Source organism: Mesorhizobium sp. LSHC412B00 (assembly GCF_000503035.1).
In the GTDB taxonomy this organism is placed as follows: domain Bacteria; phylum Pseudomonadota; class Alphaproteobacteria; order Rhizobiales; family Rhizobiaceae; genus Mesorhizobium.
In genome coordinates this window covers 54,175-79,248 of record NZ_AYWB01000023.1, presented here as the reverse complement: position 1 = coordinate 79,248, position 25,074 = coordinate 54,175, and the positions used below count along the sequence as shown (strand labels likewise).

General features: G+C 65.1%; 30 protein-coding genes, 1 tRNA gene and 1 pseudogene. 12 read left to right on the top strand and 20 right to left on the bottom strand.

The genetic code is table 11. From position 1 onward, the window contains the following. Both X757_RS1000000169840 and X757_RS138385 read left to right on the top strand, forming a co-directional pair. Positions 1 to 103, top strand: a 103-nt coding sequence (locus X757_RS1000000169840) for a hypothetical protein (protein ID WP_373432863.1), incomplete at its 5' end; no start/stop codon positions are given. 35 nt (positions 104 to 138) lie between these two features. After that, positions 139 to 1,179, top strand: a complete 1,041-nt coding sequence (locus X757_RS138385) for an aldehyde reductase (RefSeq protein ID WP_023727714.1) — start codon at positions 139 to 141, stop codon at positions 1,177 to 1,179. 50 nt (positions 1,180 to 1,229) lie between these two features. Here X757_RS138385 and X757_RS138390 read toward each other — a convergent pair whose 3' ends face one another. Then, the gene (locus X757_RS138390) at positions 1,230 to 2,120 is read right to left on the bottom strand and encodes an SDR family oxidoreductase (protein ID WP_023727713.1); all 891 of its coding nucleotides are present in this window, start codon (positions 2,118 to 2,120) and stop codon (positions 1,230 to 1,232) included. Between the two features lie 138 nt (positions 2,121 to 2,258). Between X757_RS138390 and X757_RS138395 the strand changes: the two genes are divergently transcribed. Beyond that, on the top strand, positions 2,259 to 2,666 hold the full coding sequence (locus X757_RS138395; protein ID WP_023690335.1) for a helix-turn-helix domain-containing protein: 408 nt from the start codon (positions 2,259 to 2,261) through the stop codon (positions 2,664 to 2,666). A gap of 75 nt (positions 2,667 to 2,741) precedes the next feature. Continuing rightward, positions 2,742 to 3,976: pseudogene (locus X757_RS01000000165380) on the top strand (FAD-dependent oxidoreductase); the annotation flags it as partial. On the opposite strand, the gene X757_RS138400 reads toward X757_RS01000000165380, so the two are convergent. Beyond that, on the bottom strand, positions 3,939 to 4,679 hold the full coding sequence (locus tag X757_RS138400; RefSeq protein WP_050593983.1) for a glutathione S-transferase family protein: 741 nt from the start codon (positions 4,677 to 4,679) through the stop codon (positions 3,939 to 3,941). The pseudogene X757_RS01000000165380 and the gene X757_RS138400 overlap by 38 nt on opposite strands. A gap of 19 nt (positions 4,680 to 4,698) precedes the next feature. Beyond that, positions 4,699 to 5,004, bottom strand: coding sequence for a Rieske (2Fe-2S) protein (locus X757_RS0135060; RefSeq protein ID WP_023690332.1), 306 nt, complete (start codon positions 5,002 to 5,004; stop codon positions 4,699 to 4,701). A 122-nt stretch (positions 5,005 to 5,126) separates the two neighbouring features. Here X757_RS0135060 and X757_RS138405 point away from each other — a divergent pair, with 122 nt between their 5' ends. The 3 genes from X757_RS138405 to ilvC all read left to right on the top strand — a co-directional run bounded on the left by X757_RS138405 (position 5,127) and on the right by ilvC (position 7,437). Further along, entirely contained in the window at positions 5,127 to 5,585 is a 459-nt protein-coding gene (locus X757_RS138405; protein WP_023727711.1) for a MarR family winged helix-turn-helix transcriptional regulator, read from the top strand. A gap of 143 nt (positions 5,586 to 5,728) precedes the next feature. Beyond that, complete coding sequence (locus tag X757_RS138410; RefSeq protein WP_373432862.1) at positions 5,729 to 6,394, top strand: TetR/AcrR family transcriptional regulator; 666 nt, start codon at positions 5,729 to 5,731, stop codon at positions 6,392 to 6,394. A 23-nt stretch (positions 6,395 to 6,417) separates the two neighbouring features. Next, positions 6,418 to 7,437: a ketol-acid reductoisomerase gene (gene ilvC, locus X757_RS138415; protein ID WP_013531065.1), complete on the top strand. Its 1,020-nt coding sequence runs from the start codon at positions 6,418 to 6,420 to the stop codon at positions 7,435 to 7,437. A gap of 81 nt (positions 7,438 to 7,518) precedes the next feature. Here the strand turns inward: ilvC and X757_RS138420 are convergent, their stop codons facing one another. Together X757_RS138420 and X757_RS138425 are read right to left on the bottom strand one after the other, a co-directional pair. Next, positions 7,519 to 7,803, bottom strand: coding sequence for a PilZ domain-containing protein (locus tag X757_RS138420; protein ID WP_023685169.1), 285 nt, complete (start codon positions 7,801 to 7,803; stop codon positions 7,519 to 7,521). Between the two features lie 168 nt (positions 7,804 to 7,971). After that, a complete protein-coding gene (locus tag X757_RS138425) occupies positions 7,972 to 8,565 on the bottom strand; it encodes a BA14K family protein (RefSeq protein WP_023690328.1) in 594 nt (197 codons plus the stop codon). A 157-nt stretch (positions 8,566 to 8,722) separates the two neighbouring features. Between X757_RS138425 and X757_RS138430 the strand changes: the two genes are divergently transcribed. Then, the gene (locus tag X757_RS138430) at positions 8,723 to 9,835 is read left to right on the top strand and encodes an endonuclease/exonuclease/phosphatase family protein (protein ID WP_023690932.1); all 1,113 of its coding nucleotides are present in this window, start codon (positions 8,723 to 8,725) and stop codon (positions 9,833 to 9,835) included. A gap of 5 nt (positions 9,836 to 9,840) precedes the next feature. Further along, positions 9,841 to 10,560: a hypothetical protein gene (locus X757_RS138435; protein ID WP_023668380.1), complete on the top strand. Its 720-nt coding sequence runs from the start codon at positions 9,841 to 9,843 to the stop codon at positions 10,558 to 10,560. On the opposite strand, the gene X757_RS138440 is transcribed toward X757_RS138435, so the two are convergent. The 4 genes from X757_RS138440 to X757_RS138455 form a co-directional block, all read right to left on the bottom strand. Further along, positions 10,557 to 10,799, bottom strand: a complete 243-nt coding sequence (locus tag X757_RS138440) for a hypothetical protein (protein ID WP_023690325.1) — start codon at positions 10,797 to 10,799, stop codon at positions 10,557 to 10,559. The two genes, X757_RS138435 and X757_RS138440, sit on opposite strands and share 4 nt — an antisense overlap. Positions 10,800 to 10,928: 129 nt before the next feature. After that, a complete protein-coding gene (locus X757_RS138445; protein WP_023685173.1) occupies positions 10,929 to 12,146 on the bottom strand; it encodes an ABC transporter permease in 1,218 nt (405 codons plus the stop codon). Then, a complete protein-coding gene (locus X757_RS138450) occupies positions 12,143 to 12,847 on the bottom strand; it encodes an ABC transporter ATP-binding protein (RefSeq protein ID WP_023727709.1) in 705 nt (234 codons plus the stop codon). The genes X757_RS138445 and X757_RS138450 overlap by 4 nt, the downstream gene beginning before the upstream one ends. 4 nt (positions 12,848 to 12,851) lie before the next feature. Further along, positions 12,852 to 14,138 carry an efflux RND transporter periplasmic adaptor subunit gene (locus X757_RS138455; protein ID WP_023727708.1) on the bottom strand — a complete coding sequence of 429 codons (1,287 nt, stop codon included), beginning with the start codon at positions 14,136 to 14,138 and terminating at the stop codon, positions 12,852 to 12,854. A gap of 113 nt (positions 14,139 to 14,251) precedes the next feature. On the opposite strand from X757_RS138455, the gene X757_RS138460 reads away from it, so the two are divergent. Both X757_RS138460 and X757_RS138465 read left to right on the top strand, forming a co-directional pair. Then, complete coding sequence (locus X757_RS138460; protein ID WP_023727707.1) at positions 14,252 to 15,160, top strand: PhzF family phenazine biosynthesis protein; 909 nt, start codon at positions 14,252 to 14,254, stop codon at positions 15,158 to 15,160. Between the two features lie 110 nt (positions 15,161 to 15,270). Then, a tRNA-Lys gene (locus tag X757_RS138465) sits at positions 15,271 to 15,346 on the top strand. 196 nt (positions 15,347 to 15,542) lie between these two features. On the opposite strand, the gene X757_RS1000000168235 is transcribed toward X757_RS138465, so the two are convergent. The 8 genes from X757_RS1000000168235 to X757_RS138500 form a co-directional block, all read right to left on the bottom strand. Continuing rightward, positions 15,543 to 15,812, bottom strand: a complete 270-nt coding sequence (locus X757_RS1000000168235; protein ID WP_023727706.1) for a hypothetical protein — start codon at positions 15,810 to 15,812, stop codon at positions 15,543 to 15,545. A 74-nt stretch (positions 15,813 to 15,886) separates the two neighbouring features. Then, on the bottom strand, positions 15,887 to 16,897 hold the full coding sequence (gene cobT / locus X757_RS138470) for a nicotinate-nucleotide--dimethylbenzimidazole phosphoribosyltransferase (protein WP_023727705.1): 1,011 nt from the start codon (positions 16,895 to 16,897) through the stop codon (positions 15,887 to 15,889). A 24-nt stretch (positions 16,898 to 16,921) separates the two neighbouring features. Continuing rightward, on the bottom strand, positions 16,922 to 17,689 hold the full coding sequence (gene cobS / locus X757_RS138475; protein ID WP_031197669.1) for an adenosylcobinamide-GDP ribazoletransferase: 768 nt from the start codon (positions 17,687 to 17,689) through the stop codon (positions 16,922 to 16,924). Then, complete coding sequence (locus X757_RS138480; protein ID WP_023727704.1) at positions 17,686 to 18,999, bottom strand: cobyrinate a,c-diamide synthase; 1,314 nt, start codon at positions 18,997 to 18,999, stop codon at positions 17,686 to 17,688. Before X757_RS138480 ends, cobS begins: the two co-directional genes overlap by 4 nt. Beyond that, entirely contained in the window at positions 18,996 to 19,802 is an 807-nt protein-coding gene (gene cobA, locus X757_RS138485) for a uroporphyrinogen-III C-methyltransferase (RefSeq protein ID WP_023700386.1), read from the bottom strand. Before cobA ends, X757_RS138480 begins: the two co-directional genes overlap by 4 nt. Continuing rightward, positions 19,799 to 20,563, bottom strand: coding sequence for a precorrin-4 C(11)-methyltransferase (gene cobM / locus X757_RS138490; RefSeq protein WP_023690316.1), 765 nt, complete (start codon positions 20,561 to 20,563; stop codon positions 19,799 to 19,801). Before cobM ends, cobA begins: the two co-directional genes overlap by 4 nt. Then, a complete protein-coding gene (locus X757_RS138495; protein ID WP_023700385.1) occupies positions 20,560 to 20,946 on the bottom strand; it encodes a cobalamin biosynthesis protein in 387 nt (128 codons plus the stop codon). The genes cobM and X757_RS138495 overlap by 4 nt, the downstream gene beginning before the upstream one ends. Next, a complete protein-coding gene (locus tag X757_RS138500; RefSeq protein WP_023727703.1) occupies positions 20,943 to 22,178 on the bottom strand; it encodes a bifunctional cobalt-precorrin-7 (C(5))-methyltransferase/cobalt-precorrin-6B (C(15))-methyltransferase in 1,236 nt (411 codons plus the stop codon). Before X757_RS138500 ends, X757_RS138495 begins: the two co-directional genes overlap by 4 nt. 1 nt (position 22,179) lies before the next feature. Between X757_RS138500 and X757_RS138505 the strand changes: the two genes are divergently transcribed. Beyond that, positions 22,180 to 22,947, top strand: a complete 768-nt coding sequence (locus tag X757_RS138505) for a cobalt-precorrin-6A reductase (RefSeq protein WP_023727702.1) — start codon at positions 22,180 to 22,182, stop codon at positions 22,945 to 22,947. Here the strand turns inward: X757_RS138505 and X757_RS138510 are convergent. The 3 genes from X757_RS138510 to X757_RS138520 are packed head-to-tail and all read right to left on the bottom strand — an operon-like array spanning position 22,911 to position 25,074. After that, positions 22,911 to 23,675, bottom strand: a complete 765-nt coding sequence (locus X757_RS138510) for a precorrin-3B C(17)-methyltransferase (protein WP_023727701.1) — start codon at positions 23,673 to 23,675, stop codon at positions 22,911 to 22,913. The two genes, X757_RS138505 and X757_RS138510, sit on opposite strands and share 37 nt — an antisense overlap. Continuing rightward, positions 23,672 to 24,445 (bottom strand): precorrin-2 C(20)-methyltransferase, encoded by a 774-nt coding sequence (locus X757_RS138515; protein WP_031251632.1) that lies wholly within the window; start codon positions 24,443 to 24,445, stop codon positions 23,672 to 23,674. The genes X757_RS138510 and X757_RS138515 overlap by 4 nt, the downstream gene beginning before the upstream one ends. Then, a complete protein-coding gene (locus X757_RS138520; protein ID WP_023727699.1) occupies positions 24,442 to 25,074 on the bottom strand; it encodes a precorrin-8X methylmutase in 633 nt (210 codons plus the stop codon). Before X757_RS138520 ends, X757_RS138515 begins: the two co-directional genes overlap by 4 nt.

Sequence of the window (25,074 nt, the reverse complement as noted above, 5' to 3'; positions counted from 1 at the left end):
CAAGCTGTTCATCGGGCTCGCCCGCTCGGCGGCCGATGCGACGGAGTATTTCCAGATCCCGACCGGACGTGTGGTCGAGATCGGCACGCAGGTGGCGATCTGAGGGTCTCGAACGGATAAATCGTCGAGGAGGCTAATATGAGCGGCGAATTGGTGCTGGTCACCGGCGGGTCCGGCTTCCTCGGCGCTCACTGCATCCTCGAACTGTTGAAGGCCGGCTACCGCGTCCGCACCTCCGTGCGATCGGCCAGGCGCGAAGCCGATGTGCTCGCCATGCTCAAGGCAGGTGGCACGGAGCCCGGTGACGCCCTTTCATTCGCCCATGCCGATCTGATGGCCGACGCAGGCTGGCCGGCGGCGGTGGCCGGCTGCGATTACGTGCTGCATGTCGCATCGCCTTTTCCGCCCGGCGTGCCCACGCATGAGGATGACCTGATCCTTCCGGCGCGCGAGGGCGCGTTGCGCGTGCTGCGGGCGGCGCGGGATGCCGGGGTCAGGCGCGTCGTGCTCACCTCATCCTTCGCGGCCGTCGGCTATGGCAAGATGCGCGCGGATGGGCAGCCTTTCAACGAGGAAAACTGGACCGATCCGGCAGGCAAGGTCAGCGCCTATGTGAAGTCCAAGACGCTCGCCGAGCGCGCGGCCTGGGATTTCATCGCCGAGCAGGGCGGCGCGCTGGAGCTTGCGGTCGTCAATCCCGTCGGCATCTTTGGACCGGTGCTCGGCGCGGACCATTCGACCTCGACCGAATTTGTCCAGCGCATGCTGAACGGCGCCGTGGCTGGGCTGCCGCGCCTGTCCTTCGGCGTCGTCGACGCGCGCGACGTGGCGGATCTGCATGTTCGCGCCATGACCCACCCCGCCGCCAAGGGCGAACGGTTCCTGGCTGTCGCCGGCGATTTCATGACGGTGCGCGAGATCGCGCAGACCCTGAAGACGCGGCTCGGGCCGGCGGCGTCGCGCGTCTCGACGCGGGAGTTTCCCGATTGGCTGGTGCGCATCATCGGGCTGTTCAATCCGGAAGCGGCACAACTCGCAACGGAACTGGGCAAGATCAAGAACGCCACCAACGCCAAGGCGGTGCGCGTGCTCGGCTGGGCGCCACGCTCGCGCGAAGATGCTTTGATTGCCACGGGCGAAAGCCTGATCCGGCTGGGACTGGTCAAGCGACGTAAGTAATTGTGCGGGAGGCCGAACCTTAAGGGCTCGGCGTCCCGCAATGGCAGCTTTCAGCCGGCCAGTGCAGCCTTGTTCGTCTCCAGAAACTGCTTCAGCGGCACCGACTTTCGGCCGGAGAGTTTTTCGACCGCGTCGGTCACCATGCCGAGGTCACCGGCGCGGGCGGCGGCGTCGAACGACACCAGCACCTTGGCGAAGGGTTCAGGCAGGCCGGCCGACTTCATTCCCGCGGTCAGGGCTTCGTCGGAAAGCTGGATGACCTGGATCGGCTTGCTGGTGACCTCGGTGACCAACGCCGCCACTTCGGCAGCCGTATACGCACTGGGGCCGGTCAGCGTGTAAGTCTCGCTTTCGCTGCTGTCCGAGGCGAGCCCCGCGGCGATGGCCGCCGCGAAATCGTCACGCGTGCCGTAGGAAATGGCGCCGTCGCCGGCGGAGGTGTACCACTGACCCGACGCCAGAACCTGCGGCAACGCCATGAACAGGTTCTCGTTATACCAGCCATTGCGGAATATCGTGTAGGGGATCCCGCTCGCCTTGATCGCCTGTTCGGTGTCGTAGTGGTCGGGCGCGAAAACAACCGGCGAACCAGGCTCGGGGTTGGGCATCGAGGTGTACAGCAGGTGGCCGACGCCAGCCTGTTTGGCCGCCGTCACCGCCGCAAGCTGCTGCTCGCGCCGCTTCCCCTGTACCTCAAGTTCGTTGGTCGAGATGACGAGTGCCCGGTCGGCTCCCGCGAAGGCCTCGGCAAGCGATTGCGGGTCGTTGAAGTCAGCGGCTCTGACGACGACGCCGCGCACCGCCAGATCGGCAAGGTTGGCGGGTGTACGGGTGGTGGCGATGATGCGGTTTGCGGGGATCTTTAATGTGTCCAGCAGGTGGTTGATGACGCCGCGGCCAAGCTGGCCGGAAGCGCCGGTGACGAGAAGGGTTGCGGTCATGGGGATCCCTGAAATTGCGCCGGGTGGCGGGTGCTTCTGACAGTCTCAAAAAGAGACCAGCACTAAAATAAGAATTGACCGGCCACCGTAAAGAAGGCAGTTTTTAGGGAGGTAGGCACCGCCAGGGAACCAGCAGCCATGGACGGCAAGGTCGTCAATCTGAGAACCAAGCTCAATATATTCAAAGCCACCAGCGATGGCGCAAACATTGCCGATTGCCCGGTTCGCGACGTGATGCAGGGCGTGAACGGCAAATGGAGTTCGCTGCTGATGGCGGCGCTCGCCGAGCAGCCCTATCGTTTCGGCGAGTTGCGGCGCCTGGTGCCCGACATCTCGCAGCGCATGCTCACCCAGACGCTCCACGATCTGCAGCGCGACGGCTTTGTTCATCGCGAAGTGTTCCCGACCAAGCCGCCAAGCGTCGAATACAGCCTGACCGATCTCGGCCGTTCGATGTTCGGCGCCTTGCATCAATTGATCCTGTGGGCCGAACTCAACCATGGTGCGGTGCGCAAGGCGCGCGCTGCCTTCGACGCCGGTGGCTGATATTTTGGTCCATGCAGCAGCGGCTTGATTTGACAATGGCGCTGAAGGATTGTCCCGCCAGTGGTTGGGCGGGCAATGGAAAAATCTCTAGACATCGCGATTGCGGGCGCCGGCCCGGCAGGGCTCGCCACCGCGCTCTTTCTCAAGCGTGCGGGCCATAACGTCACCGTCTTCGAACGTTTCGAGGAGCCCAAGCCCGTCGGCTCCGGACTGATCCTGCAGCCGACCGGGCTGAGCGTGGTTGCCGATCTCGGCCTGCTCGACGACATTCTGGCGCTCGGCAGCCGCATCGAGCGTCTGCATGGCGCCGATGCCTCGACCGGCCGCACCGTGCTCGCCGTGCGCTACGATGCGCAGCCTGGCGGCCGTTTCGGGCTGGCGGTGCACCGGGCGGCGTTGTTCAACATGTTGTTTCGCGCCGCGCAGCGCCAAGGCATCGCCATCGAAACCGGTGTCGAGATCGAGACGCTGGACGTCGGTGAGCGGGCGATCCTGATCTTCGACAAGAGCCGAACGGTGGGGGGCCGCAGGGCAGGGCCGTTCGACCTCGTGGTCGACGCCAGCGGCTCGCGTTCGAAGCTGCGCCGGTGCCTCAACGATCCGGCCCAGCCGCGGCAGCTCACTTACGGCGCGTTCTGGGCCTCGCTCGGCTGGCGCCAAGGCTTCGACGAAAATGCGCTGCTGCAGCGCTACGACAAGGCCAGCGTGATGATCGGCGTCCTGCCGATCGGCCGACCGGAACCGGGCGGGGAAAAGATGGCGGCGTTCTTCTGGAGCCTGAAGCCGGCGGATGCCGAAAACGTGCGCGCGGCAGGGCTCGACGCATGGAAGGCGAGACTGGTCTCGCTGTGCCACAGTGCGAGGCGTTCACCAGCCAGATCGACAGCTTCGACCAGCTGTCGCTGGCGCGCTACGGCCACCACACGATGAAGCTGCCGGCCGGCCGCAGGCTGGCCGTGATCGGCGATGCCGCGCATTCGACCAGCCCGCAGCTCGGGCAAGGCGCCAACATGGCGCTGCTCGACGCGGCAGCACTCAGCCATGCCTTGGCACAAACGGGCAACGTCGAGGCAGCGCTGGAAAGCTACGCCCGGGCGCGGCGATGGCATGTTTGGATCTTCCAGCTGCTGTCGCTGGCGCTGACGCCGTTCTACCAGTCGGACGGCACGATGCTGCCCTTCTTCCGCGACAGGCTGGTGGCGACCATCGCCAAAATCCCGCCAGTGCCAAGCGTGCTTGCCTCGATGGTGGCCGGCACGCTGATCGATCCGTTCAGGCGGATCGGGCTAGAGGAGGTGCACTGGCCAGATCATCCGGCGGGATCAGGGTCGAGAGAAACGAATTTCTCGCACGCAGGAATAGACGCAGCCGCTGCGGATAGTCCGGCGCCACGGCACCCTTGATCGAGGCGCGTTCGCTCAACGCCTTGCGCCAGGCCTGGACCCGCAGCTTCCCGTCCAGCAGGCCGAAATTGCCGATCCGGTCGAAGGCGTCGAGATAGCGGAAGACCGGGCCGTAGACGGCGTCGACGAGGCAAAAGCGCTGGCCGCTGAACCACGGTCCGGCCTGGTCGGCCAATTCGTTCTCGACACGATCGAACATGGCTGACAGCGCTGCGGATTCCGCCAGGAAGGCGGCCTCCGTCGATGCCGAGTAGAACCGGCCGATGGCGTTCAATGTCGCCGAGCCGAACTCGATCCAGGCGCGATGCCTGGCGCGGGCGTAGGCGTCGGCCGGATGCAGAGGATTGGCTTGCGTCTCCTCGAGGAATTCGAGAATGACGGCGGATTCGAAGATCACCGTCTTCTCGCCATTTGCGTGGACGATCAGCAGCGGCACCTTGCCCAGCGGCGAAATCGCCTTGAACCAGTCCGGCTTGTTGGCGAGGTCGATGGTGACACGCTCAAACGGCACGCCTTTCTCGGCCAGCGAGATCGCGGCGCGCTGGACATAGGGGCATAGATGATGGCTGACGAGAATGAGCTTGCCAGTCATTTCATTCTTATCAGTCATTTCATTCTTCTCAGGCATGTCACTCTCCCCAGACATAGTTCAACGCGCCGTCCTCGACGCGCGTCGACAGGAACATCAGTCGCGACGCTTTTGGCGCCGGACCTTCGATCCGGTCGCCTGATGTCATGTCGAAGGCGGCACCGTGCCATTGGCAGACCAGCTTGCCGTCCTTGCAGTCGAGCGGCCCGCCGAAATGCAGGCAGACATTGGCGGCGGCGCGGATGCGCTCACCGCTGCGCCAAATATGGACCTCGCGGCCGAAGAATGGCGCGATCAGGCTGCCCGTCTGTGGGACGTCGGCGACTTTGCAGATTTCGTGTTTCATGGATCCTTCCCGGATTGATGCAATTGCATGCATATAGATGCAAGTGCATCGATCGTCAAGCTTGATGCTAGTGCATCGATCGTCAAGCTTGATGCAACTGCATCTATCGCCTAGGATGGGTCATGACCAAAACAACCACGCCTTCGCCCGAAGCCGTCAAGGCCTGGGCCCGCCTGATGCGGGTTTCGCGCCAGCTCATCGAAAAGGCGGAAGAGGCTTTGAAGACCAGCGGCTTGCCGCCGCTCGACTGGTATGACGTGCTGCATGAACTCGCCGAGGCGGGTGAGGGCGGGCTGCGGCCATTCCAGCTGACCGAGCGCACACTGTTTGCGCAGTATAACATCTCGCGGCTTCTGGCGCGGCTCGAGGCCGAAGGACTGGTCGAGAAACTCAGGGTTGCCGATGACGGCCGCGGCCAGACCATCCGCATCTCGGCCAAGGGCCGTCAGACGCGGCGACGGATGTGGGCTGTCTATGGACGGTCGATTGCGGAATTGGTCGGCGCAAAACTCTCCGCGGAGGAGCTGAGGATACTGGCGAGCCTGCTTGGAGAGCTGCGCCATCCGCCCGCCGATGATTGATCCGTCAGAATCTCGTGGTTTGCTCGGCGGCTCTCACGTCGACGATTTTTCTACCTGACCCCTTGCGTCGAGCACAGGATTGCGCAATATGCCGAACCGTAACGTACGGTACGCCGTTTGAGGCGACCCGGCGACCTCATCGAATGGGCAGGAAATTGTTGCAGGCGAGTGCCGAGATCGATACCAGCGAAGTGCTGACAGAGCGGCAAACGGCCGTCCTGGACGCGGCTTTGCGGCTGCTGGTCGAGGAGGGCGACAATCTGACCATGACGGCGGTGGCGCGGCGCGCCAGCTGCTCGAAGGAAACGCTCTACAAATGGTTCGGCGACCGCGACGGATTGCTGACGGCGACCGTGCAGTGGCAGGCATCGAAAGTGCGCGTGGTGCCGGTCGACGGTGAGCGGCTGGATCTTGCCTCGCTGACGGCAAGCCTGGAAGGCTTCGCCTCGGACTGGCTGAAGGTGATTTCGAGCGATACCTCGATCGCGCTGAACCGCGTCGCGGTCGGCCATGCCGGATCCGGAAAGGACGATCTCGGCGCCATCGTGCTGGAGAATGGCCGTTTCGCGCTGGCCAGACGGCTGAAGCCGGTGCTGCTTGCCGGCAAGCAGGCCGGGCTGCTCGACTTTACGGACGCCGAAATGGCGTTCCGGACCTTTTTCGGGCTGGTCGCCCGCGACGTGCAGATCCGTCTCCTGCTCGGCGACAGGCTGGAATTGACTGAAGCGGCGATCGGCGGCGATGCCGCCCGGGCGACGCAGCAGTTTCTCGCTCTTTATGGAGCAAAAACCGGGCCGCAAGGCCTCTAATCTCTACGGGAAGGAAGCAAAAGATGCGTGTCTATTACGATCGCGACGCCGATCTCAATCTGATCAAGGGCAAGAAGGTCGCCATTATCGGCTATGGCAGCCAGGGCCGGGCGCACGCGCTCAACCTCAAGGATTCCGGCGCCAAGGAAATCGCCATCGGCCTCAAGGCGGGATCGGCGACCGCCAAGAAGGTCGAGGCTGACGGGCTCAAGGTGATGAGCGTGGCGGACGCTGCCAAATGGGCCGATTTGATGATGATGGCGACGCCTGACGAATTGCAGGCCGACATCTACAAAAACGAAATCGCGCCAAACATTCGTGACGGCGCCGCGATTGCCTTCGCGCACGGCCTCAACGTGCATTTCGGCCTCATCGAGCCGAAGTCGACCGTCGATGTCGTCATGATCGCGCCGAAAGGCCCCGGCCACACGGTGCGCGGCGAATACCAGAAGGGCGGCGGCGTGCCGTGCCTGGTCGCCGTCAACCAGGATGCTTCCGGCAACGCGCTCGATCTCGCTCTGTCCTACGCCTGCGGCGTCGGCGGCGGCCGTTCGGGCATCATCGAGACCAATTTCCGCGAGGAATGCGAGACCGATCTGTTTGGCGAGCAGGTCGTGCTCTGCGGCGGCCTGGTCGAACTGATCCGCGCCGGTTTTGAGACGCTGGTGGAAGCCGGCTATGCGCCCGAAATGGCCTATTTCGAGTGCCTGCACGAGGTCAAGCTGATCGTCGACCTGATTTATGAAGGCGGCATCGCCAACATGAACTACTCGATCTCGAACACCGCCGAATGGGGCGAATATGTCTCGGGCCCGCGCATCATCACCGCCGAGACCAAGGCCGAGATGAAGCGCGTGCTGAAGGACATCCAGACCGGTAAGTTCACCTCGGAATGGATGCAGGAATACCGCGCCGGCATGTCGCGCTTCAAAGGCATCCGCCGCAACAATGACAGCCACCAGATCGAGGAAGTCGGCGCCAAGCTGCGCGCCATGATGCCCTGGATTTCCAAGAACAAGCTGGTCGACAAGGCCAAGAACTAACCCGCAGTCGTCGGGATTGGGAGCAAAGAGCCGGCGGAGCGATCCGCCGGCTCTTTCATGCCGGTTTATCGATCAGGATACTCAGCCATAGTGCCAATGGGGCTTCGGCTCGGTGCCGGTGAACTCGACGCCGATGCGGTCGTCGCGGCGCCAGCGCACGATGGCCTTGTAGCCGATGCCGTCGACCGGCACATAGAGCAGGAACTCGTCCGGGACGCGCGCGTCTATAGACACTTTCAGCTCGGCGCCGCCGGCATGCATGTTGCGCACCGTGCACTTGACCTCGGAATTGGTGAGGCCGGTCAGAATCGTCGCGCCTTTCAGCACGCGCTGCCGGTGTTTGTTTCGCAATTCGTTGTCGGCCATGACGGCACGTCCTTCGCGACCGGATCGGCGCGATCGTCAGATGGGGCACGATATCACGGATAGGCTGAGCCGATAAACATATGGTTAGCGGTGACCGAGACCAGCCGTCTTTCCCAATGAAAACGGCGCCGCGATGGGGCGGCGCCGTCGTTTATTGTCGTTTATAGGTCAGCTGTAGGGCGACCAGCATTGCTGGCGCGGGCCACCATAGGGCTGGAACGTGTTGTCCCAGGCCCGGTAGGACCGATAGCGGTCGTAGCACCACTGGACATGGGCGCTGGACAGACGCTGCGTGCGGTAATAGCGGCGGGGCGCCGGCTGCACGTAGTAGCCGTCATTGTAATAGCCGTTGTTGTAGTAGCCGTTGTTGTAGATGCTGCCGAGGCCGAGACCCAGGCCGAGGCCGAGAACTGCTGCGGCGCCGGTGTCAAAATCACGGCCGCGATGGTGGCGGTGATGGCGCCAGCGCCAGTTGTCGCCGCCGTTCCAGTTGCCGCCATTCCAATTGCCGTTGTTCCAGTTGCCTGACCCGGCAAAGCGACGGCTGTCGTGGCGGCGCCACTGCCAATCGTTGAAGGAGCGGCGGTCATTGCCGCCCGCCCAGCTGTCGCGAACCGGTGTGATGTCAGACAATGCGGTGCTTGCCGGCACCGACAAGTCCGGCTGCAGGATCGGGCCCGCGGCGGATGGCGCCGTGAGACCCGAGAAAAGACCGAGCGCTAACAGCCCGGATTTGACTGTGGACGAAAAGAGCGAGCTCATTGCACTCTCCAAGTGATACAGGCCCCACGCCCGGATACCCCAGGGAAGTGGCCTATTGATGGACCTTGGCGTCTGAACGGAGGATGAACAGAAAGGTTCCATCAGCCATGACGAGCAGCCCTTGTTTTCATTGGCGCTTGCGGGCAAAGGTCAGTCCATGTCGCTGCGCCTCGCCACTTTCAATGTCGAAAACCTGATGAACAGGTTCGATTACTCGGGCTTCCGCAACCAGCTCAACGAAGACCGCACGCTGGCGCTTTTCGACATCCAGAGCGAAGCCGAATACCGGATGCTGGAGCAGGCGCGCGCCATCGCGCAATCCGACGATACGCGCCAGTTGACCGCGCTCGCCATCGCCGCCACCCGCGCGGACATCATCTGCATGCAGGAGGTTGACAACATCGAGGCGCTGAAGGCGTTCGAGTATGGCTATCTCTTCAAGATGGTGGGCGAGGGTTACCGGCAGAAATACACCACCGCCGGCAATGATTCGCGCGGCATCGACGTTGCCGTGATGATGCGCAACGAGACCGCGCAAGGTCAGCCGATCGAATTCGTGCGCATGACCAGCCATGCCTATGTCACGTTCGAGCAGTTCGGGCTGCACACGCCTGAACTCGAGGCGCTCGGCAACCTGGCCAACGAACGCATCTTCCGGCGCGATTGCCTGGAGGTCGACATCAAGGTCGGCGGCGTGCCGCTGACGCTTTACCTCGTCCATTTCAAATCGATGGGCTCGCCGCGCAACGGGCTCGACGGACGCGAGGCGACGATGCCGGTGCGCATCGCCGAGGCGCAAGCCGTGCGCCGCATCATCGAGGAGCGCTTCGGCAAAGAGCACGCAGCCGATAAAAACTGGGCGATCTGCGGCGACATGAACGACTACCGCCAGCGGGTGAAGATCGAGGGCGACGCCGTCGACGGCTACCGCTTCCAGGTGATCGACGAGAGCCAGTCCTGTATCGATGTGCTCACCGCCGGCGGCTTTTGCGAAAACGTCGTCGAACGCCGGCCGGAGATGGACCGCTGGAGTTTCTACCACACGCGCGGGCCGAAGGAGCGGCATCTGTGCCAGCTCGACTACATCCTGCTGTCGAAAGGGCTGGCGGCGAAGAATGCGACGGCGGTTCCCGACATCATCCGCAACGGCCAGCCCTGGCGCACCATCTTTCCGGCGGGACAGGCGGTGGAGCGCTTTCCGCGCGCCGGCTGGGACCGGCCGAAGGCGTCGGACCATTGTCCCGTCGCAATTACCCTGGACATGGCTTGAGCACGGTGAGCTTCGACCTGCCGCGCAACGTCATCCTGCCCGTCGACGAAATCGACGTCCGGCTCGACCCCGGCCCGCATCCGTTCGAGCGCGACAACGCGCAGGCGATCACTGACAACTGGCGGCGCGAGGTCACGGCCAATCCGGCGCTGTTCGACGGCACGGTGGTGCTGCTCTCGGCGCTCGCCTGGCGCGACAACCGGATCGTCGGGCGTTGTCACGCGGTGAAGTACTCGACCTTCCTGCTGTGGCGAAAGAACCGGCAGGGGACGGGCGCCGAGCATGCCTATGGCCACGCCATGCTGGTCGCCGGCGACAACGCCCTGGTGGCGATCCGCATGGGCGCGCACACGGTCCCGGCCGGCAGTGTCTACTTCGCTGCCGGCTCGTTCGAGCCGATCGATTTTCGCGATGGCCGCGTCGATGTCGATTTCAACATGATCCGTGAAGTGCGCGAGGAGACCGGGCTTGACCTGACAGGCGCTGCGCGCGGCAAGCGCTACCATGCGCTGTCGACTTCGACCGGCACGGTCCTCTTCCGCCGCTACCACGTCGATGCGCCGGCCGACGAGATTGCGCGGCGCATCGGCGCCTTCGTCGCGACCGAGACCGAGCCGGAGATCGAGGGGCCGGTGATCATCCGCCACGCCGCCGACCTGCCGGAAGGGCTGGCACCGCATATGAAGCCGCTGGTCGAGTGGCATTTTGGCGGTGGCGGGGGCTAACGGCGCGGATTGTTCTGCGCCGCCTTGCGGTCGTTGCGGGCGGCGACGAGGAACAGGATAACGCCGATGCCTAGCAATCCACCCATGACCATGCCCATCGTCTGGCCGACGACTGCCTGAAAATCGGCGGTGACACGATCGGGATTGGCCATGCCGTAGCGGGCGAGATACCACCAAAGTCCCGCAAGGGCGCCTTCGATGATCACCATCGTCAGAATCAGCCGCGCCTTCTTGCTCATTGCCACTCCTTGACCAGATGCTTTGCTCTAAAATTAGCATCGCAGACCGGACGACAACAAGTATTGCCGATGTCGACAAGCACCCATCCTTGTGGAAAGCGGTTGGTTGCGGTGGAGCTGATCTGGCGCTTATTCGTGGCGCAGCGCGTCGATCGGGTCGAGCCTGGCGCCGCGCAGCGCCGGGAAGAAGCCGAACACCATGCCGATCAGCGCCGAAAAACCGACGGCGAGCAGGATGACCGCCGGGCTCGGCGCAAACGGTATGGCCAGCGTTGCCGAGGCGAGGCCGGCCAGCGCCAGGCCGATCAGGATGCCGATAATGCCGCCGAGCAGCGACAGCACCGTCGCCTCGACCAGGAACTGGATGAGGATGTGCTTTTCATGCGCGCCGATGGCGAGCCTGATGCCGATCTCGCGGGTGCGCTCAGTGACCGAGACCAGCATGATGTTCATGATCCCGATGCCGCCGACCAGCAGGCTGACGCCCGCGACGGCGCCCAGCATGCCGGTCATAGTGGTGGTGGCGCTGGCCATGGCGTCGGCGATCTGGGTCATGTCGCGGATCGAGAAATCGTCTTCGCGGTCCGGCGTGATGCGGCGGGTGTCGCGCAAAATGTCCTCGACTCGCGGCTGCAATTCGGTGGTCGGGGTGCGGTCGTCGGCGGCGACGTAGATGTTGTCGATGTCGCGGTTGCCGGCGATGCGGCGCTGATAGGCGGCAAGCGGCATCAAGACGACATTGTCCTGGTCCTGGCCGAAGCCGGTATAGCCCTTGGGTTCGAGCAGGCCGATGATCTTGCACGAGGTGCGGTTGACGCGGATGATCTCGCCCTCGGGTTCGCCGGCGCCGAAGAATTGCTGGCGCACCGTTTCGCCGATCAGGCAGACGCCGGTGCCGGAGCGTGTTTCCGAATCCGAGAACGGGCGGCCCGACACCAGCTTCCAGTCGCGGGCGTCGAGATAGGCGCTGTCGGTGCCGGTGACGCCCGAGGTCAGGCTCTCGGTGCCGAAAATGACGCGGACTTGTTTCTGCGACGCCGGCGCAATGGCGCGCGCTCCGGTCAGGTGGGCTACGAGGGCGGCTACATCCTTGTCGGCCAGAGGCCGTACCGCCTGGTCGAGCCCGCCTGGTCCGCCGGTGCCTGCCGGGCGGCCGGAACGGACGACGAGCAGGTTCGAGCCGAGCTTGGCGATGTCCGACTTGACCTTGGCCGTGGTGCCCGAACCGATGGTCAGCATGGCGATGACGGCGGCGACACCGATGACGATGCCGAGCAGCGTCAGGAACGAGCGCAGCACATTGCGGCGGATGGAGCGCAGAGAGAGGCGGACGGTTTCCCAGATCATGACGCCAACTCCGACTTGGCCGTGTCGGACGCGACGTGGCCGTCGAGGAAGCGGATGGTGCGCTCGGCATAATCGGCGACATCGGCCTCGTGGGTGACCATGGCGATGGTCAAGCCGAGCTCCCGGTTCAGCCGCATCAACAACTCCATGATCTCATGCGTGCGGGCGGTGTCGAGATTGCCGGTCGGCTCGTCGGCGACGAGCAGCGTCGGCCTGGTGACGATGGCGCGCGCGATCGCCACGCGCTGTTGCTGACCACCGGAGAGTTCGGCCGGCGTGTGATGTTCGCGCCCGACCAAGCCGACCTCCGCCAGCGCCTGCATGGCAAGATCGCGGCGCTCGCGGGCCGGCGCGCCGCGATAGATCAGCGGCAGCTCGACATTTTCCGCCGCCGTGGTGCGCGGCAACAGATTGTAACCCTGGAAGACGAAGCCGATATAGAGATTGCGCAGAAGCGCCCGGCGGTTGCGGTCGAGCCGCCCGGCGTCGATGCCCATGAAGGAGTAGGTTCCGGCCGTCGGTGTGTCGAGGCAACCGATGATGTTCATCGCGGTCGATTTGCCCGAACCGGACGGGCCCATGATGGCGACGAATTCGCCACGCTGGATGGCGAGGTCGACGCCGGCCAGCGCATGGACCTTGGCTTCGCCCTGGCCATAACTCTTCCAGACCGTGTCGAAACCGATGAGGCCCGCGGCCATGGCGTCAGCTCCGCAGCTGCGAGGCCGTGATAACCTCTGCACCTTCGTCCAGTCCGGACGTGATCTCGGTCAGTTCGCCGTCGGCGGAGCCGATCTTGACGTTGACCGGGTGCGGCCGGCCGTTCTCCAGCACATAGAGCGTGCGTGAGCCGTCGGTCGGCGCCTTCACCGGCTGGCGGCGGTTGCCGCCACGGCCCATGCGGCCGGTGAACAGATCGCTGAGGCTCCACGCGCGGGCAGCAGGTGCTGATGGCCGATAGCGGAAAGCGGTGGACGGCACGGTGAGCACGCTCTTGGCCTGCCTGGTGACGACCGAAACCGTGGCGGTCATGCCGGGCCGCAGCAAAAGCTCGTTATTGTCGACTTCCAACCGCGCATTGTAGGTGACGACGCCGTCAGTGGTGACCGAGGCGTAGGAGATGTCGCGGATCTCGGCGTCGAACGGCCGCTCCGGAAAGGCATCCACGGTGAAGCGTGCATGCTGGCCTGGTTTGACCGCGCCGATATCGGCCTCGTCGACCGCCGCCACCAATTCCATGTTCCTCAAATCGGCGGCGATGATGAACAGAACCGGCGCCTGCAGCGAGGAGGCGACCGTCTGGCCGGGGTCGACGGAACGCGTCAAGACGATGCCGTCAATCGGCGCATAGATGGTGCTCTTGGCAAGGTCGGTCTGCTGCGCCTTGAGATCAGCCTGGGCGATGGCGAGATTGGCCTGAGCACTATCGAGCGCCGCCTTGGAGCGGTCGCGCGTGGCAGTCGCCGCCTCGAGCGACTGATCGGTCGCCATGCCACGCCTGGTCAGTTCGGCCGCGCGGGTGAGGGCGCTTTCGTTCTCCTTCAGGGTTACCGTTGCGTCGTCGACATTGGCGGCAGCGGCCTTGGCCGAGGCTTCGGCGCGTTCGATCTGGACCTCGAGTTTCACCGTGTCGAGCGTCGCCAGCACGTCGCCCTTCTTGACCTGCTGGTTCTCTTCGGCCGAGACCGAGCGGATGATGCCGGACAGCTCGCTTGAAATGTCGACCTGGGTGAGGGGCTGCAGCGTGCCGGTCGCCGATACCGCCACGGTGAGGTCGGCAATGGTGGCCGGCGTTGTGGTGTAGTCGATCTTGGCCGGGGAGCCGGCATACCATTGGTAGCCGGCGAGGCCGCCGGCAACGGCGATCAGCGCCAGCAGCGCGTAAAGCCAGCCGCGACGGCGCGTCTTGCGCACACCACTCTGGTCAAGCCCAAGCGCCGCCTCGATGGCGGAATCCGATTCCGTCTTTGGCAGATTGACAAGCTGGTCCACGCCGGACCCCTATGAAAGCGTAATATCCCTATATGTGCACAGATCAGGCTTGGTGGTTCGAATATCAAATTAAATTTCGGCCATGTTCGGATTGAGGCGGAAGGTTTTCCAAGATGCAGACGCGCAATTACTTGCTCTACGATGTGTTCACGACGGAACGGCTGGCCGGCAATCCGCTGGCCGTCGTGCTCGACAGCCAAGGGCTGGATACAGCCGCCATGCAGGCCATTGCACGCGAGTTCAACCTGTCCGAATCGGTCTTCGTGCTGCCGCCGGACAATCCAAAACATCGCAACCGCATCCGCATTTTCACGCCCGACTATGAGATGCCGTTTGCCGGACATCCGACAGTCGGCGCCGCGATCGCGCTGGCTGAACTGACGGGCGAGGGCGACGCCGGCATTTTCGTGCTGGAGGAGAATATCGGTCCGGTGCGCTGCGCCGTCAGCCGGCACGATGGCGCCACCTTTGCCGAGTTCGACCTGGCGAAACTGCCGGAACCGCTGAAGCTCGATGCCGATCCGCACGCGATCGGCGCAGCTCTTGGCCTGGCCCCGCATGAAATCGGCTTCGAGAATCACCTGGTGTCGTTCTGGTCGGCTGGCGTGCCTTACGTCACCATTCCGGTCGCCAATCTGGAGGCTGCCGGCCGGATCAAGCTCGACAACCAGGCCTGGTCGGAACTGGCGCCGCGCAAGAGCGAATGGGCCTTCGCCAGCCCGTACGTCTATTGCCGCCAGACGGTGAACCATGACAGCGCCTTCCATGTCCGCATGATCGTGCCGGGCACGCCGTCCTATGAAGACCCGGCGACCGGGTCGGCGGCGGCGGCCTTTGCCGGCGCCATCATGCAGTTCGATGGCCCGACCGACGGCGTCTCGCAACTGTGGATCGAGCAGGGGCTGGAGATGGGCCGCCCGTCACGTATCCGCTTGGAACTCACTGTCGAAGGCGGAAAACTGGCCTCGGCGCGTATCGGCGGCCATGCCATCAAGGTGGCGGAAGGAAAGCTGTTCGTGTGACCACCTGCGGCAGTTCAGCGATTTGTCGGGAAATGATTCCGGCAGGGCTGGACAGGACCGGTATCGGCGGCTATATGCCCGCCAACGCCGGTAGTTTTTACCGGTCGAGTGGGTGCGTAGCTCAGTTGGTAGAGCAGCTGACTCTTAATCAGCGGGTCCACAGTTCAATCCTGTGCGCACCCACCAAATTTCTAGAAAAGTTGGTGGAAGACCTTGGTATCAGAGACGCTTTAACGCGTCTTCGGCATGCGTCGGTGGTGGCGCGAGCCTGCCGAGGGCATTCCGGTGTAGACTTGCTATTCCGGTGATCCTCTGAGCCGCGCCCAGAAACGAGGCGACCGGTTCCACGGCGCAATGTCAATTCGGCCTACAATTTCCCGTGTCAAAGGCCGCGATTGCTACGTCGAAAAACCCGACGCAGAAATCTGCCGAACCGAAAAGCGATCCCGCCATCCGTGCTCTGACGTCCATCAGCATCGACGCGGGCTTTTCTTCTTGAGAAGTCGCTGATCAGCCACCAGAAGAATACCAGAAAGACAACGAGGATAGCGGTGTCGAGCAGTCCATAGGTTGTGTATCCGCTACGCCGATACACACCGGCAAGAACCGCGGCGATAGCTATAGCAGCAGCAAGCGGACGGAGCTTCATCATCCTCCAACTCTACTGAAGAGTTTTCAGGAATAAAAGATGCTTCTTACCAAGGCGGTCCCCTAAACCGCTCTGGTTTACTTCTCCGACACGCCAGCCTCGGCAAAACTCGCCATCCTCGCATGGCATTCCAGTGCCGAGCGGACGATGTTGACGGCGAGGCAGGCGCCGGAGCCTTCGCCGAGCCGCATGCCGAGGTCGAGCAGCGGCGGCAGGCCGAGCGCTTCGAGCAGGCGGCGGTGGCCGGATTCGGCCGAGACATGGGCGGCGATGGTGTGGGCAAGGCCGTTGGGGTGCAGCCGCGCCAGGGGTGCTGCGGCGGCCGTGCAGACGAAGCCGTCGAGCAGCACCGGGACGTTCTTGCGGCGGGCGGCGAGCGTGGCGCCGAAGATGGCGGCGAGTTCGCGGCCGCCAAGGGCGGCGGCGATCTTCAGCGGGTCGGACAGCGCGTCGGCATGGCGCTTGAGGCCGGATTCAATGGCGGTGACCTTGCGCTTCAGCCCGGCATCGTCGACGCCGGTGCCGCGCCCGGTCCATTTTTCAGCGCCGCCGCCGAACAGGGCGGTCGAGATGGCGGCCGCCGGCGTGGTGTTGCCGATGCCCATCTCGCCGAAACAGACGAGGTCGAGGTCGTTCGTCACCGCGTCGTAGCCTGCCGAGACGGCGGCGAGGAAGGTTTTTTCGTCCATTGCCGGCACGTCAGTGAAGTCGCCGGTCGGATGATCGAGATCGAGCGGGATGACGTCGAGTTCCGCGCCGGCGATGCGGGCCAGCTGGTTGATGGCGGCGCCGCCGCCGGCGAAATTCGCCACCATCTGCACCGTCACTTCCGACGGGAAGGCCGACACGCCTTGCGCCGTCACACCGTGGTTGCCGGCGAACACGAAGACTTTGACGCGGTCGAGTTTCGGCATGTCGCGACCCTGCCAGCGCGCCAGCCAGGCGGCGAGAGTTTCCAGCCGGCCCAGGCTGCCTTGCGGCTTGGTCAGCGTGTCTTGGCGGCGGGCGACGGCGTTGGCGGCGGTATCGCTGCCGGCAGGCAGATCGAGACAGGCGGCGCGCAGTTCGTCGAATGATTTGAATGGCATGGGGAAGGAATCTCCGGGGAAGAATCAGGACAGGGAAACGGAAGCGACGAGCAGGACAGTGATCTCGCCCAGCTGCTGAAGGGCGCCGATCGTGTCACCGGTGTGGCCGCCGATCTGGTTGAGGGAGAGCGCGCGCAAGGCGCTGAACACGAGAGCGAGCAGGATCAGTGCGGCACAGGCGCCGCCGAGCCCCAGCGTCAGAAGGGGGATGGCGCCGAGCACGGCGCCGAGAACAGCTGTCTGGGCCGAGACGGTCCCGGCGCCGGCAGACAGGCCGTCACTGCGCGCCGCCGGCGCCAGATGCATGAACGCGCCGAGCAGGCCGCGCGATGCGGCGTGTGCGGCGATCAGCGCGAAGAGCACGCTTGTCGGATTGGCCAGTTGCGACAGCGCGCTCCAGCGGATGAGCATCGACAGGCCAAGAGCTGCTGCGCCATAGGCGCCGATGCGGCTGTCGCGCATGATCTCCAGTTTTTTATCGCGCGTCTTGCCGCCGCCAAAACCGTCGGCGACATCCGACAGCCCGTCCTCATGCAGGCAGCCCGTGGCGAGCAGGGTTGCTGCAAGCGCAAGGGCTGCTGCCGGGCCGGGGGCAAGGCCGAGCTGTACGCCCGCTGCGTAGACGACAGCACCAACCACAGCGATGGCGAGGCCGGCGACAGGCGCCGCCCAGATCGCATCGGCCAGGCTGCGGCCACGAAAGTCGAAGACCGGCAGCGGCAGCCGGGTGAAGAAGACGAGGCAAAGCGCGACGTCCTCGAGCGCTTGCCGGGGCGAGGGCACGGCGGTCATGCACTCCCCGCAATGGCATGAAAGAAGGTGCCGCTGACATGGCCGCGCCGGTAGCCGGAGGCGCCGAGTGGATTGCCCTGGCCATCGGCTAGGTCGGCCAGCGGCTCGTCATTGCCGGTCGCAATCATCTGCGCATAGTGGAATTCATGGCCACGGATCAGCGCGCCTTGCGGCCCCAGCGGACAGGCGACGCGCAGGCGTGCCTCGCGGTAGCCGAGGTTCATCTTGCGCTTGGCAAAGCTGGTGGAATGGCCGAGCAGGCCAAGCATGGCGTGCGTCTCGCCGGCCGCGTCCTCCAGCGCTTCGCCCAGCACCATGAAGCCGCCGCACTCGCCATGGATCGGCTTGGTCTCGGCAAACCTGGCCATGCCAGCTCGGAAATTGGTCGCCGCCGCGAGGCTGCCGGAGTGGAGCTCGGGATAGCCGCCGGGCAGCCAGCAGACATCGCAATTCTGCACCGGTGCTTCGTCGGCTAGCGGCGAGAACGGCACGATCTCGGCGCCGGCCTGACGCCAGTGGGCGGCGACGTGCGGATAGAGGAAGGTGAAGGCGGCGTCTTCGGCGAGCGCGATTCGTTGGCCGGGCGGCTGCAAGGCATGTTCGAAACTGCCTGATGCCGGCGAAAACGGCGCGGCCAGCGCCATGATGGCGTCAAGGTCGAGGGATTTCTCGACCATGTCGGCGAGGCGGTCGAGATGCGTCATCAGGTCGGCATATTCGCCGGCCTGGACGAGGCCGAGATGGCGCTCCGGCAAATTGAGCGTGGGATCGCGCAGGATGGCGCCGACGACCGGCAGGCCGAGCGTTTCGATCGCCTCGCTGCACAGCTTGCGGTGGCGCTCGCTGCCGAGACGGTTGAGCACGATTCCGGCCATGCGCACATCCGGGTCGTAGGTGGCAAAACCCTTGGCGACGGCGGCCGCCGTCGTCGACTGTCCCGAGACGTCGAGCACCAAAAGCACCGGCAGGTGGTAGAGCCGCGCCAGATCGGCGGCCGAGCCGGTGCGGCCTTGTCCGGCCGGGATGCCGTCGAATAGGCCCATCGCGCTTTCGAGGAAGATAAAATCGGCATCCTCGGTGGCATTGCCGGCCAACGCGTTGAGCAGGTCAGGCGACATCGCCCAGCTGTCCAGGTTGACGCCGGACAGGCCAGTTGCGGCGGTATGAAAACCCGGATCGATATAGTCGGGGCCGGACTTGGCGCCGCGCACCTTGATGCCGCGCCGGGCGAGCGCGCGCAAAATGCCGATGGTGACGCTGGTCTTGCCGGAGCCGGAACGCGGCGCGCCGATGATGATGGCGCGGGTCATGCGTTACCCGCCAGTGCTGCGCGCATGGCGACGATGCCGCCGACGACAATGAGGGCCGGCGAGGCCAATTCCGCCGCGGCGGCCGCTTCGGAAATGGTGGCGAGTGTCGCGACGACGGTCCGCTCCTGTGGTGTCGTCGCCGAAACGATGACAGCCGCCGGCGTCGACGGCGCCAGCCCGCCTTCGAGCAGCGACGCGGCGATAACAGGCAGATTGGCCATGCCCATATAGATGACCACCGGCTGGCCGGTGCGGGCGATCGCGCCCCAGTCGAGATCGTCATCTGTGCCGGCGGCATGACCTGTCGCCAGGATGATCGCCTTGTTGATGCCGCGCATGGTTGCGGGAATGCCGGTGGCGGCCAGCGCGCTCAGCCCCGATGTCAGGCCGGGCATGACGCGGAAAGGGATTTTTTCGCGCGCCAGCGCCAGCGCCTCTTCGCCGCCGCGGCCGAAAATATAGGGATCGCCGCCCTTCAGCCGGACGACGCGGCGGCCCTCGCGTGCCAGCCGCACCAGCAAAGCGGTGATATCGTCCTGCCTCATGGACGGTTTGCCGCCGCGTTTTCCTGCAAAGAACAGCTGGGCATTGTCCGCAACGGCGACAACGTCAGAGGAGACCAGCGCGTCATAGACCACAGCGTCGGCCTCGGCCAATGCCGCCAGCACTTCCAGCGTCAGGCAGCCGGGATCGCCGGGACCGGCGCCGGCCAGCCAGACATGGCCCGGCTCAAGCCGGCGCGGCTTGAAGTTCAGCCGGGCAAGGGCCTGTTCGAGCGTGGTGTTTTCGCTTTTACCGCTCACAATCCGTCCCGCCCGCGAAAACGCCGCTGGTAGTGGGCGTCGTACAATGAACTCTCGCCAAAACCTTCCGCTGCCAGCGAGCGGCCGACGAAGATGATCGCCGTGCGCTCCATGGGATCGGCGGCGAGCAGCGCCTCGATGGTCGCTAGCGTGCCGGTCAGCACGCGCTCGTCCGGCCATGAAGCGCGAAAGACGATCGCCACCGGGCAATCGCCGCCATAATGCGGCGACAATTCGGCGACGACGCGATCGATGGCGTGGATGGCGAGATGAATGGCCAGTGTGGCGCCGGTGCGGCCGAAGCCGGCCAGCGTTTCGCCCGGCGGCATTTTCGAGGCGCGGCCGGAGACGCGGGTCAGCACCAGGCTTTGCGCCACCTCGGGAATGGTCAGTTCGCGGCGAAGGGCTGCGGCTGCGGCGGCGAAAGAGGGAACGCCCGGCGTCAGCGTGTAAGGAATGCCGTGTTTTTCCAGCCGGCGGATCTGCTCGGCCACGGCGCTCCACACCGAGAGGTCGCCGGAATGCAGGCGGGCGACATCGTGGCCGGCCTGGTGGGCTGTCACATATTCGACCTCGATTTCGTCGAGTGACATCGGCGCCGTATCGATCAGTTTGGTCCCCGGTGCGCAGTGTTGCAGCAATTCCGGCGCGACGATCGAGCCGGCATGCAGACAGACCGGGCAGCTTGCCAGCAGCTTGGCGCCGCGCAGTGTGATGAGGTCGGCGGCGCCGGGACCGGCGCCGATGAAATGCACGGTCATGGCGCGTCTCCGCTGATGGCGATGGCGCAGGTGACCGGGCCGAGCACGGTGCGTGGACCAAGTAGCTTTGCACCGGGGCCGGCAACGGCAAGGGCGGAGGCTTCTGAGACGGAGGGTGTGCCGGCGAGATCCTGCGAGAGATCGGATTTGCTGAGTGCCTCCGACGAGACGGCCTGAAGTGCTGCGTCATCAACGATGATGACGGGAAGGTTGAGCGTGCGGCCAGCGGCAGAGATCGCTTTTTCGTCTTTCTTGAGCGCGGCGGTCGCCAAGGCCGACAGCGCCGTTATCGCCAGCCCGTGCGCTTCGAGGGCGGTTTCGATCGCCGCGAGCACGTCTTCGACGCTCACGCCCTTCCGGCTGCCGATGCCCGCCACCATCATGGCTTCACCCAGCTCCACTGGGTGACCGGCATGGCCGGGCGCCAGGCCTGCATCGAACCGACAGGAGAAGCGCGGGAAATGGTGATGCGGGTAAGGTCGCCGCCGCGCTTGATGTGCTCCGCGAGAAGCAGCGCCTCCATCTCCAGCGTCACCGCATTGGCAACGAGACGGCCACGGGATGGCAGCGCCTTGATGGCGGCGTTCAGTACGCCGGCGTCGCCGCCACCTCCGCCGATGAAGATCGCATCCGGCGTGTCCAGCCCGGCCAGTGCCTTGGGCGCCGACCCTTCCACCACGACAAGACCGGGCACGCCGCAATGCGCGGCGTTGCGGACGATGCGGGCGGCGCGGTCGGTGTTGGCCTCGATGGCGATGGCGCGCATCGAGGGGTGAGCGAGCATCCATTCGATGCCGATGGAGCCGGAACCGGCGCCGATGTCCCACAGCAATTCGCCACGCCTCGGCGCCAGCGCCGCAAGCGTGATGGCGCGGATGTCGTGCTTGGTGATCTGGCCGTCGTGCTCGAACAGATGGTCGGCGCGGCCAACGGTCAGCGGCAGGATGCGGGCCTCTTGTGTCGATTCAAGCTCAAGCGCCAGCACGTTGAGCGGATTGATGTCTCTGAGATCGAAAGCGTCGGCACGTGCCGAGCGAAGCTTCTCGTTCGGTCCGCCCAGCGCTTCCAGAACGGTCAGCCGCGAACCGCCGAAGTCGAGCTCTACGAGCAGGCGCGCTATTGTCGCTGGTGCGTCGCCGTCCGATGTCAGCGCCAGGATGCGCGCCCTGGGATGCAGCAGCGGCCGGATCAGGTCGAGCGGCCTTCCATGCAGCGAGATCGTCTCGATGTCCTGCAACGCCCAGCCGAGCCGGGCGGCAGCCAGCGAAATCGCCGATGGCGCGGGGATGACATGCATCTCTTCAGGCTTGACCTTGCGGGCAAGGGTGGCGCCGACCCCGTGGAAGAATGGATCACCGGAGGCGAGCACGCAGACGCGCCGGCCGGCCAGCGCCAGCACGTCTGCCATGCCGGCATCGAATGGCACCGGCCATGGGCGCTGCTCACCCTTGATGAGCGAAGCCACCAGCGCCAGATGCCGCTTGCCGCCGAAGACGAATTCGGCCTCGGCGATCAGCCGCTTGGCCTCGTCGCCGAGACCCGCTAAACCGTCCTCGCCGATGCCGATCACCGTCAGCCATTTCGGCTTGGCGCCGCGCTTACTCTCAGCAGGCATGATGACCCACCGCATTCTGATCCTTGGCGGCACCAGCGAAGCCCGGCACTTGGCGGGAAAGCTGGCCGCGCGGAGCGATCTGTCTGTCACTCTGTCGCTGGCCGGCCGTACCGAAAGCCCGGTCGCGCAAGGCGTGCCGGTGCGCAGCGGCGGATTTGGCGGCGCCGACGGGCTGGCCGCCTATCTCAGGGAGGCGGGCATCGACCTGCTGATCGACGCGACGCATCCCTATGCGGCGCAGATATCCGCCAATGCGGCGCAAGCCTCGCGCCTGACCGGTGTGCCGATCCTGGCGCTGCGCCGTCCCGGCTGGAAGCCTGTCGACGGCGACCGCTGGACGCAGGTCGATACGACAGGCGATGCGGTGCACGCGCTTGGATCGCCGCCGCGCCGTGCCTTCCTTGCGCTCGGCCGGCAGGAGGTCGCGGCTTTCGAGGCGGCGCCGCAGCATCATTACCTTGTCCGCAGCGTCGATCCGGTCGAGCCGAAACTGGCGGTGCCGGATGCGACCTACCTGCTGGCGCGTGGGCCGTTTCGCGAGGCGGATGAACGCGCGCTGCTCGAGGAGCACCGCATCGATGTCGTCGTATCCAAGAACAGCGGCGGCGAGGCCACCTACGGCAAGATCGCGGCGGCGCGGGCGCTCGGTATCGAGGTGGTGATGGTGCGCAGGCCCATCCTGCCGGAGGTGCCGTCGGCCGAAACTGTCGAAGCATTGGCCGCGATGATCGATCATGGTCTCGACCCCGTCGCGGAACGCGGTGTGTAGACCAGCGCCGGTTTGTCACCGCGCTTGATGATCCGTGTCTCCGGCGAGCCGATGATGATGCAGGTCGCCATGTCGGCCCTTTCCGCCTCGACATCGGCCAACAGAAAAACCTCGATGCGCTCGTCCGGGCGGCCGGCGGCGCGGCCGAAGATGACCGGCGTGGTGCCGGGCAGGATGGCGCGCAGGCATTCGAAGGCACGGCCGAGCTGCCAGGGGCGCGCCTTGCTGATCGGATTGTAGAGCGCGATGACGAAGCCGGCGCCGGCGGCAGCGAGCAGGCGCAGTTCGATCAGCTCCCACGGCTTCAGATTGTCGGATAGCGAGATGGCGCAGAAATCATGGCCGAGCGGGGCGCCGATGCGGGCGGCGACAGCCAGCATCGCAGTGATGCCCGGCACGACGGCGACATCGACCGCGCGCCACTCGGCCGGACCGGCCTCGATCGCCTCACAGACCGCGGCGGCCATGGCAAAGACGCCGGGATCGCCGCCGGAAACGACGGCGACGTCATGGCCCTCGGCGGCCTTGACCAGCGCGTCCTTGGAGCGGGCGAGTTCCTCGCGATTGTCCGAGGCGACGCGGGTTTGGTCGGTGCGAAGATCAAGCCGGTCGAGATAAGGTTTGTAGCCATAGAAGAATTTTGCCTGCGCCACGGCCCGGCTCGCCTCCGGCGTCACCTGATCGGCATTGCCGGGCCCAAGGCCGATGACGGTGAGGCGGCCGCTCATGGCTTGGCTCCCATAACGCCAGGCCGGCCGGACCAGCCGGCGACCAGCACGATGGCGAAATAGGGGGCCTTGTCGTCCGGCTTGTCGGCAAGCTTCATCGAGATGCTACCGGCCATGGTGCCGCGCTCGACATAGACGGCGCGGGCGATCTTGCCGGTGGCCTCCAGCGCCCGCCTGATCTTGGGCAGGTTGCGGCCGACCTTCATGATGACGGCGGCGTCGGTGTCGGCGAGACGGCGCGTCAGCTCGAACTCGCTCATCGTGCCGGGCAAAACCGTCAGCACATCGTCGCCCTGGACGATCGGCACGCCGGTCTGCGACCAGCAGCCCGACATGGCGGTGACGCCGGGGATGACTTCGGTCGGGAAGCGGTGTGCCAGCCGGACATGCAGGTGCATGTAGGAGCCGTAGAACAGCGGGTCGCCTTCGGAGAGCACGGCGACCATCCGGCCGGCTTCGAGGTGGTCGGCGACCTTCTCGGCCGACTCCTCGTAGAAATCGGTGATCTGCGAACGGTAGTCGTCGTGATCCTTGTCGATCTCGGTGGTGACGGGGTAGAGCAGCGGCAGTTCCAGCATATCCGGCCGGAAGCGCGCCTCGACGATGGCGCGCGCATTGCTGTTGTTGCCGCGCTTGGCGAAGTAGGCGACGACATCGGCCTCGGCCAGAACGCGCGCGGCCTTCAGCGTCAGCAGCTCGGGGTCGCCAGGCCCCGTGCCGACGCCGACGAGGCGGCCTTTTGCCAGATCTTCTTTGACAGCTGCGTTCACAGGCCGGGCCTCGCCAGCGAATTGAGCGCGGCTGCGGTCATGGCGCTGCCGCCAAGCCTGCCGCGCACGATGGCGTAGGGCACTCCATAGGAGTTTTCGGCCAGCGCATCCTTGGATTCGGCGGCACCGACGAAGCCGACCGGCATGCCGATGATGGCTGCCGGCTTCGGCGCGCCGTCGCGCAATTTTTCCAGGAGATAGAACAGTGCCGTCGGCGCATTGCCGATGGCGACCACCGAACCGGCCATACGCTCGCCCCACAGATCGATTGCCGCGGCCGAGCGGGTGTTGCCGATCTGCTTGGCGATGTCGTGCGTGCGCGGGTCGCGCAAGGTGCAGATCACCTCGTTGCCGGCCGGCAACCGGGCGCGGGTGACGCCATGCGAGACCATTTCGGCGTCGCAGAAGATCGGTGCGCCGGCCGTCAAGGCGCTGCGGGCGGCGGCGACGAAATCGCTGGAGAAAACAAAATGACTTGATGCTTCGACCTGGCCGCAGGCATGGATCATGCGGATGGCAACGTCGGCCTCGGCCTCGGAAAAGCGGGACAAATCGGCCTCGGCGCGGATGATGGCAAAAGAGCGCTCATAGATGGCGTTGCCGTCATGGATGTAATCGTAGGCGGCCAT

Excerpts from the sequence above, each read along its gene's own strand:
- X757_RS138405 (WP_023727711.1), top strand. The coding sequence starts at position 5,127 with ATGACCAAAACAACCACGCCTTCGCCCGAAGCCGTCAAGGCCTGGGCC.
- X757_RS1000000168235 (WP_023727706.1), bottom strand. The coding sequence starts at position 15,812 with ATGATGAAGCTCCGTCCGCTTGCTGCTGCTATAGCTATCGCCGCGGTT.
- X757_RS138410 (WP_373432862.1), top strand. The coding sequence starts at position 5,729 with ATGGGCAGGAAATTGTTGCAGGCGAGTGCCGAGATCGATACCAGCGAA.
- cobT (WP_023727705.1), bottom strand. The coding sequence starts at position 16,897 with ATGCCATTCAAATCATTCGACGAACTGCGCGCCGCCTGTCTCGATCTG.
- X757_RS138450 (WP_023727709.1), bottom strand. The coding sequence starts at position 12,847 with ATGGCCGCGGGCCTCATCGGTTTCGACACGGTCTGGAAGAGTTATGGC.
- X757_RS138390 (WP_023727713.1), bottom strand. The coding sequence starts at position 2,120 with ATGACCGCAACCCTTCTCGTCACCGGCGCTTCCGGCCAGCTTGGCCGC.
- ilvC (WP_013531065.1), top strand. The coding sequence starts at position 6,418 with ATGCGTGTCTATTACGATCGCGACGCCGATCTCAATCTGATCAAGGGC.
- X757_RS0135060 (WP_023690332.1), bottom strand. The coding sequence starts at position 5,004 with ATGAAACACGAAATCTGCAAAGTCGCCGACGTCCCACAGACGGGCAGC.
- X757_RS138520 (WP_023727699.1), bottom strand. The coding sequence starts at position 25,074 with ATGGCCGCCTACGATTACATCCATGACGGCAACGCCATCTATGAGCGC.
- X757_RS138505 (WP_023727702.1), top strand. The coding sequence starts at position 22,180 with ATGACCCACCGCATTCTGATCCTTGGCGGCACCAGCGAAGCCCGGCAC.
- X757_RS138500 (WP_023727703.1), bottom strand. The coding sequence starts at position 22,178 with ATGCCTGCTGAGAGTAAGCGCGGCGCCAAGCCGAAATGGCTGACGGTG.
- X757_RS138425 (WP_023690328.1), bottom strand. The coding sequence starts at position 8,565 with ATGAGCTCGCTCTTTTCGTCCACAGTCAAATCCGGGCTGTTAGCGCTC.
- X757_RS138510 (WP_023727701.1), bottom strand. The coding sequence starts at position 23,675 with ATGAGCGGCCGCCTCACCGTCATCGGCCTTGGGCCCGGCAATGCCGAT.
- cobM (WP_023690316.1), bottom strand. The coding sequence starts at position 20,563 with ATGACCGTGCATTTCATCGGCGCCGGTCCCGGCGCCGCCGACCTCATC.
- X757_RS138480 (WP_023727704.1), bottom strand. The coding sequence starts at position 18,999 with ATGACCCGCGCCATCATCATCGGCGCGCCGCGTTCCGGCTCCGGCAAG.
- X757_RS138420 (WP_023685169.1), bottom strand. The coding sequence starts at position 7,803 with ATGGCCGACAACGAATTGCGAAACAAACACCGGCAGCGCGTGCTGAAA.
- X757_RS138385 (WP_023727714.1), top strand. The coding sequence starts at position 139 with ATGAGCGGCGAATTGGTGCTGGTCACCGGCGGGTCCGGCTTCCTCGGC.
- X757_RS138400 (WP_050593983.1), bottom strand. The coding sequence starts at position 4,679 with ATGACTGATAAGAATGAAATGACTGGCAAGCTCATTCTCGTCAGCCAT.
- X757_RS138440 (WP_023690325.1), bottom strand. The coding sequence starts at position 10,799 with ATGAGCAAGAAGGCGCGGCTGATTCTGACGATGGTGATCATCGAAGGC.
- X757_RS138395 (WP_023690335.1), top strand. The coding sequence starts at position 2,259 with ATGGACGGCAAGGTCGTCAATCTGAGAACCAAGCTCAATATATTCAAA.
- X757_RS138460 (WP_023727707.1), top strand. The coding sequence starts at position 14,252 with ATGCAGACGCGCAATTACTTGCTCTACGATGTGTTCACGACGGAACGG.
- cobS (WP_031197669.1), bottom strand. The coding sequence starts at position 17,689 with ATGACCGCCGTGCCCTCGCCCCGGCAAGCGCTCGAGGACGTCGCGCTT.
- X757_RS138445 (WP_023685173.1), bottom strand. The coding sequence starts at position 12,146 with ATGATCTGGGAAACCGTCCGCCTCTCTCTGCGCTCCATCCGCCGCAAT.
- X757_RS138495 (WP_023700385.1), bottom strand. The coding sequence starts at position 20,946 with ATGATGGTGGCGGGCATCGGCAGCCGGAAGGGCGTGAGCGTCGAAGAC.
- X757_RS138430 (WP_023690932.1), top strand. The coding sequence starts at position 8,723 with ATGTCGCTGCGCCTCGCCACTTTCAATGTCGAAAACCTGATGAACAGG.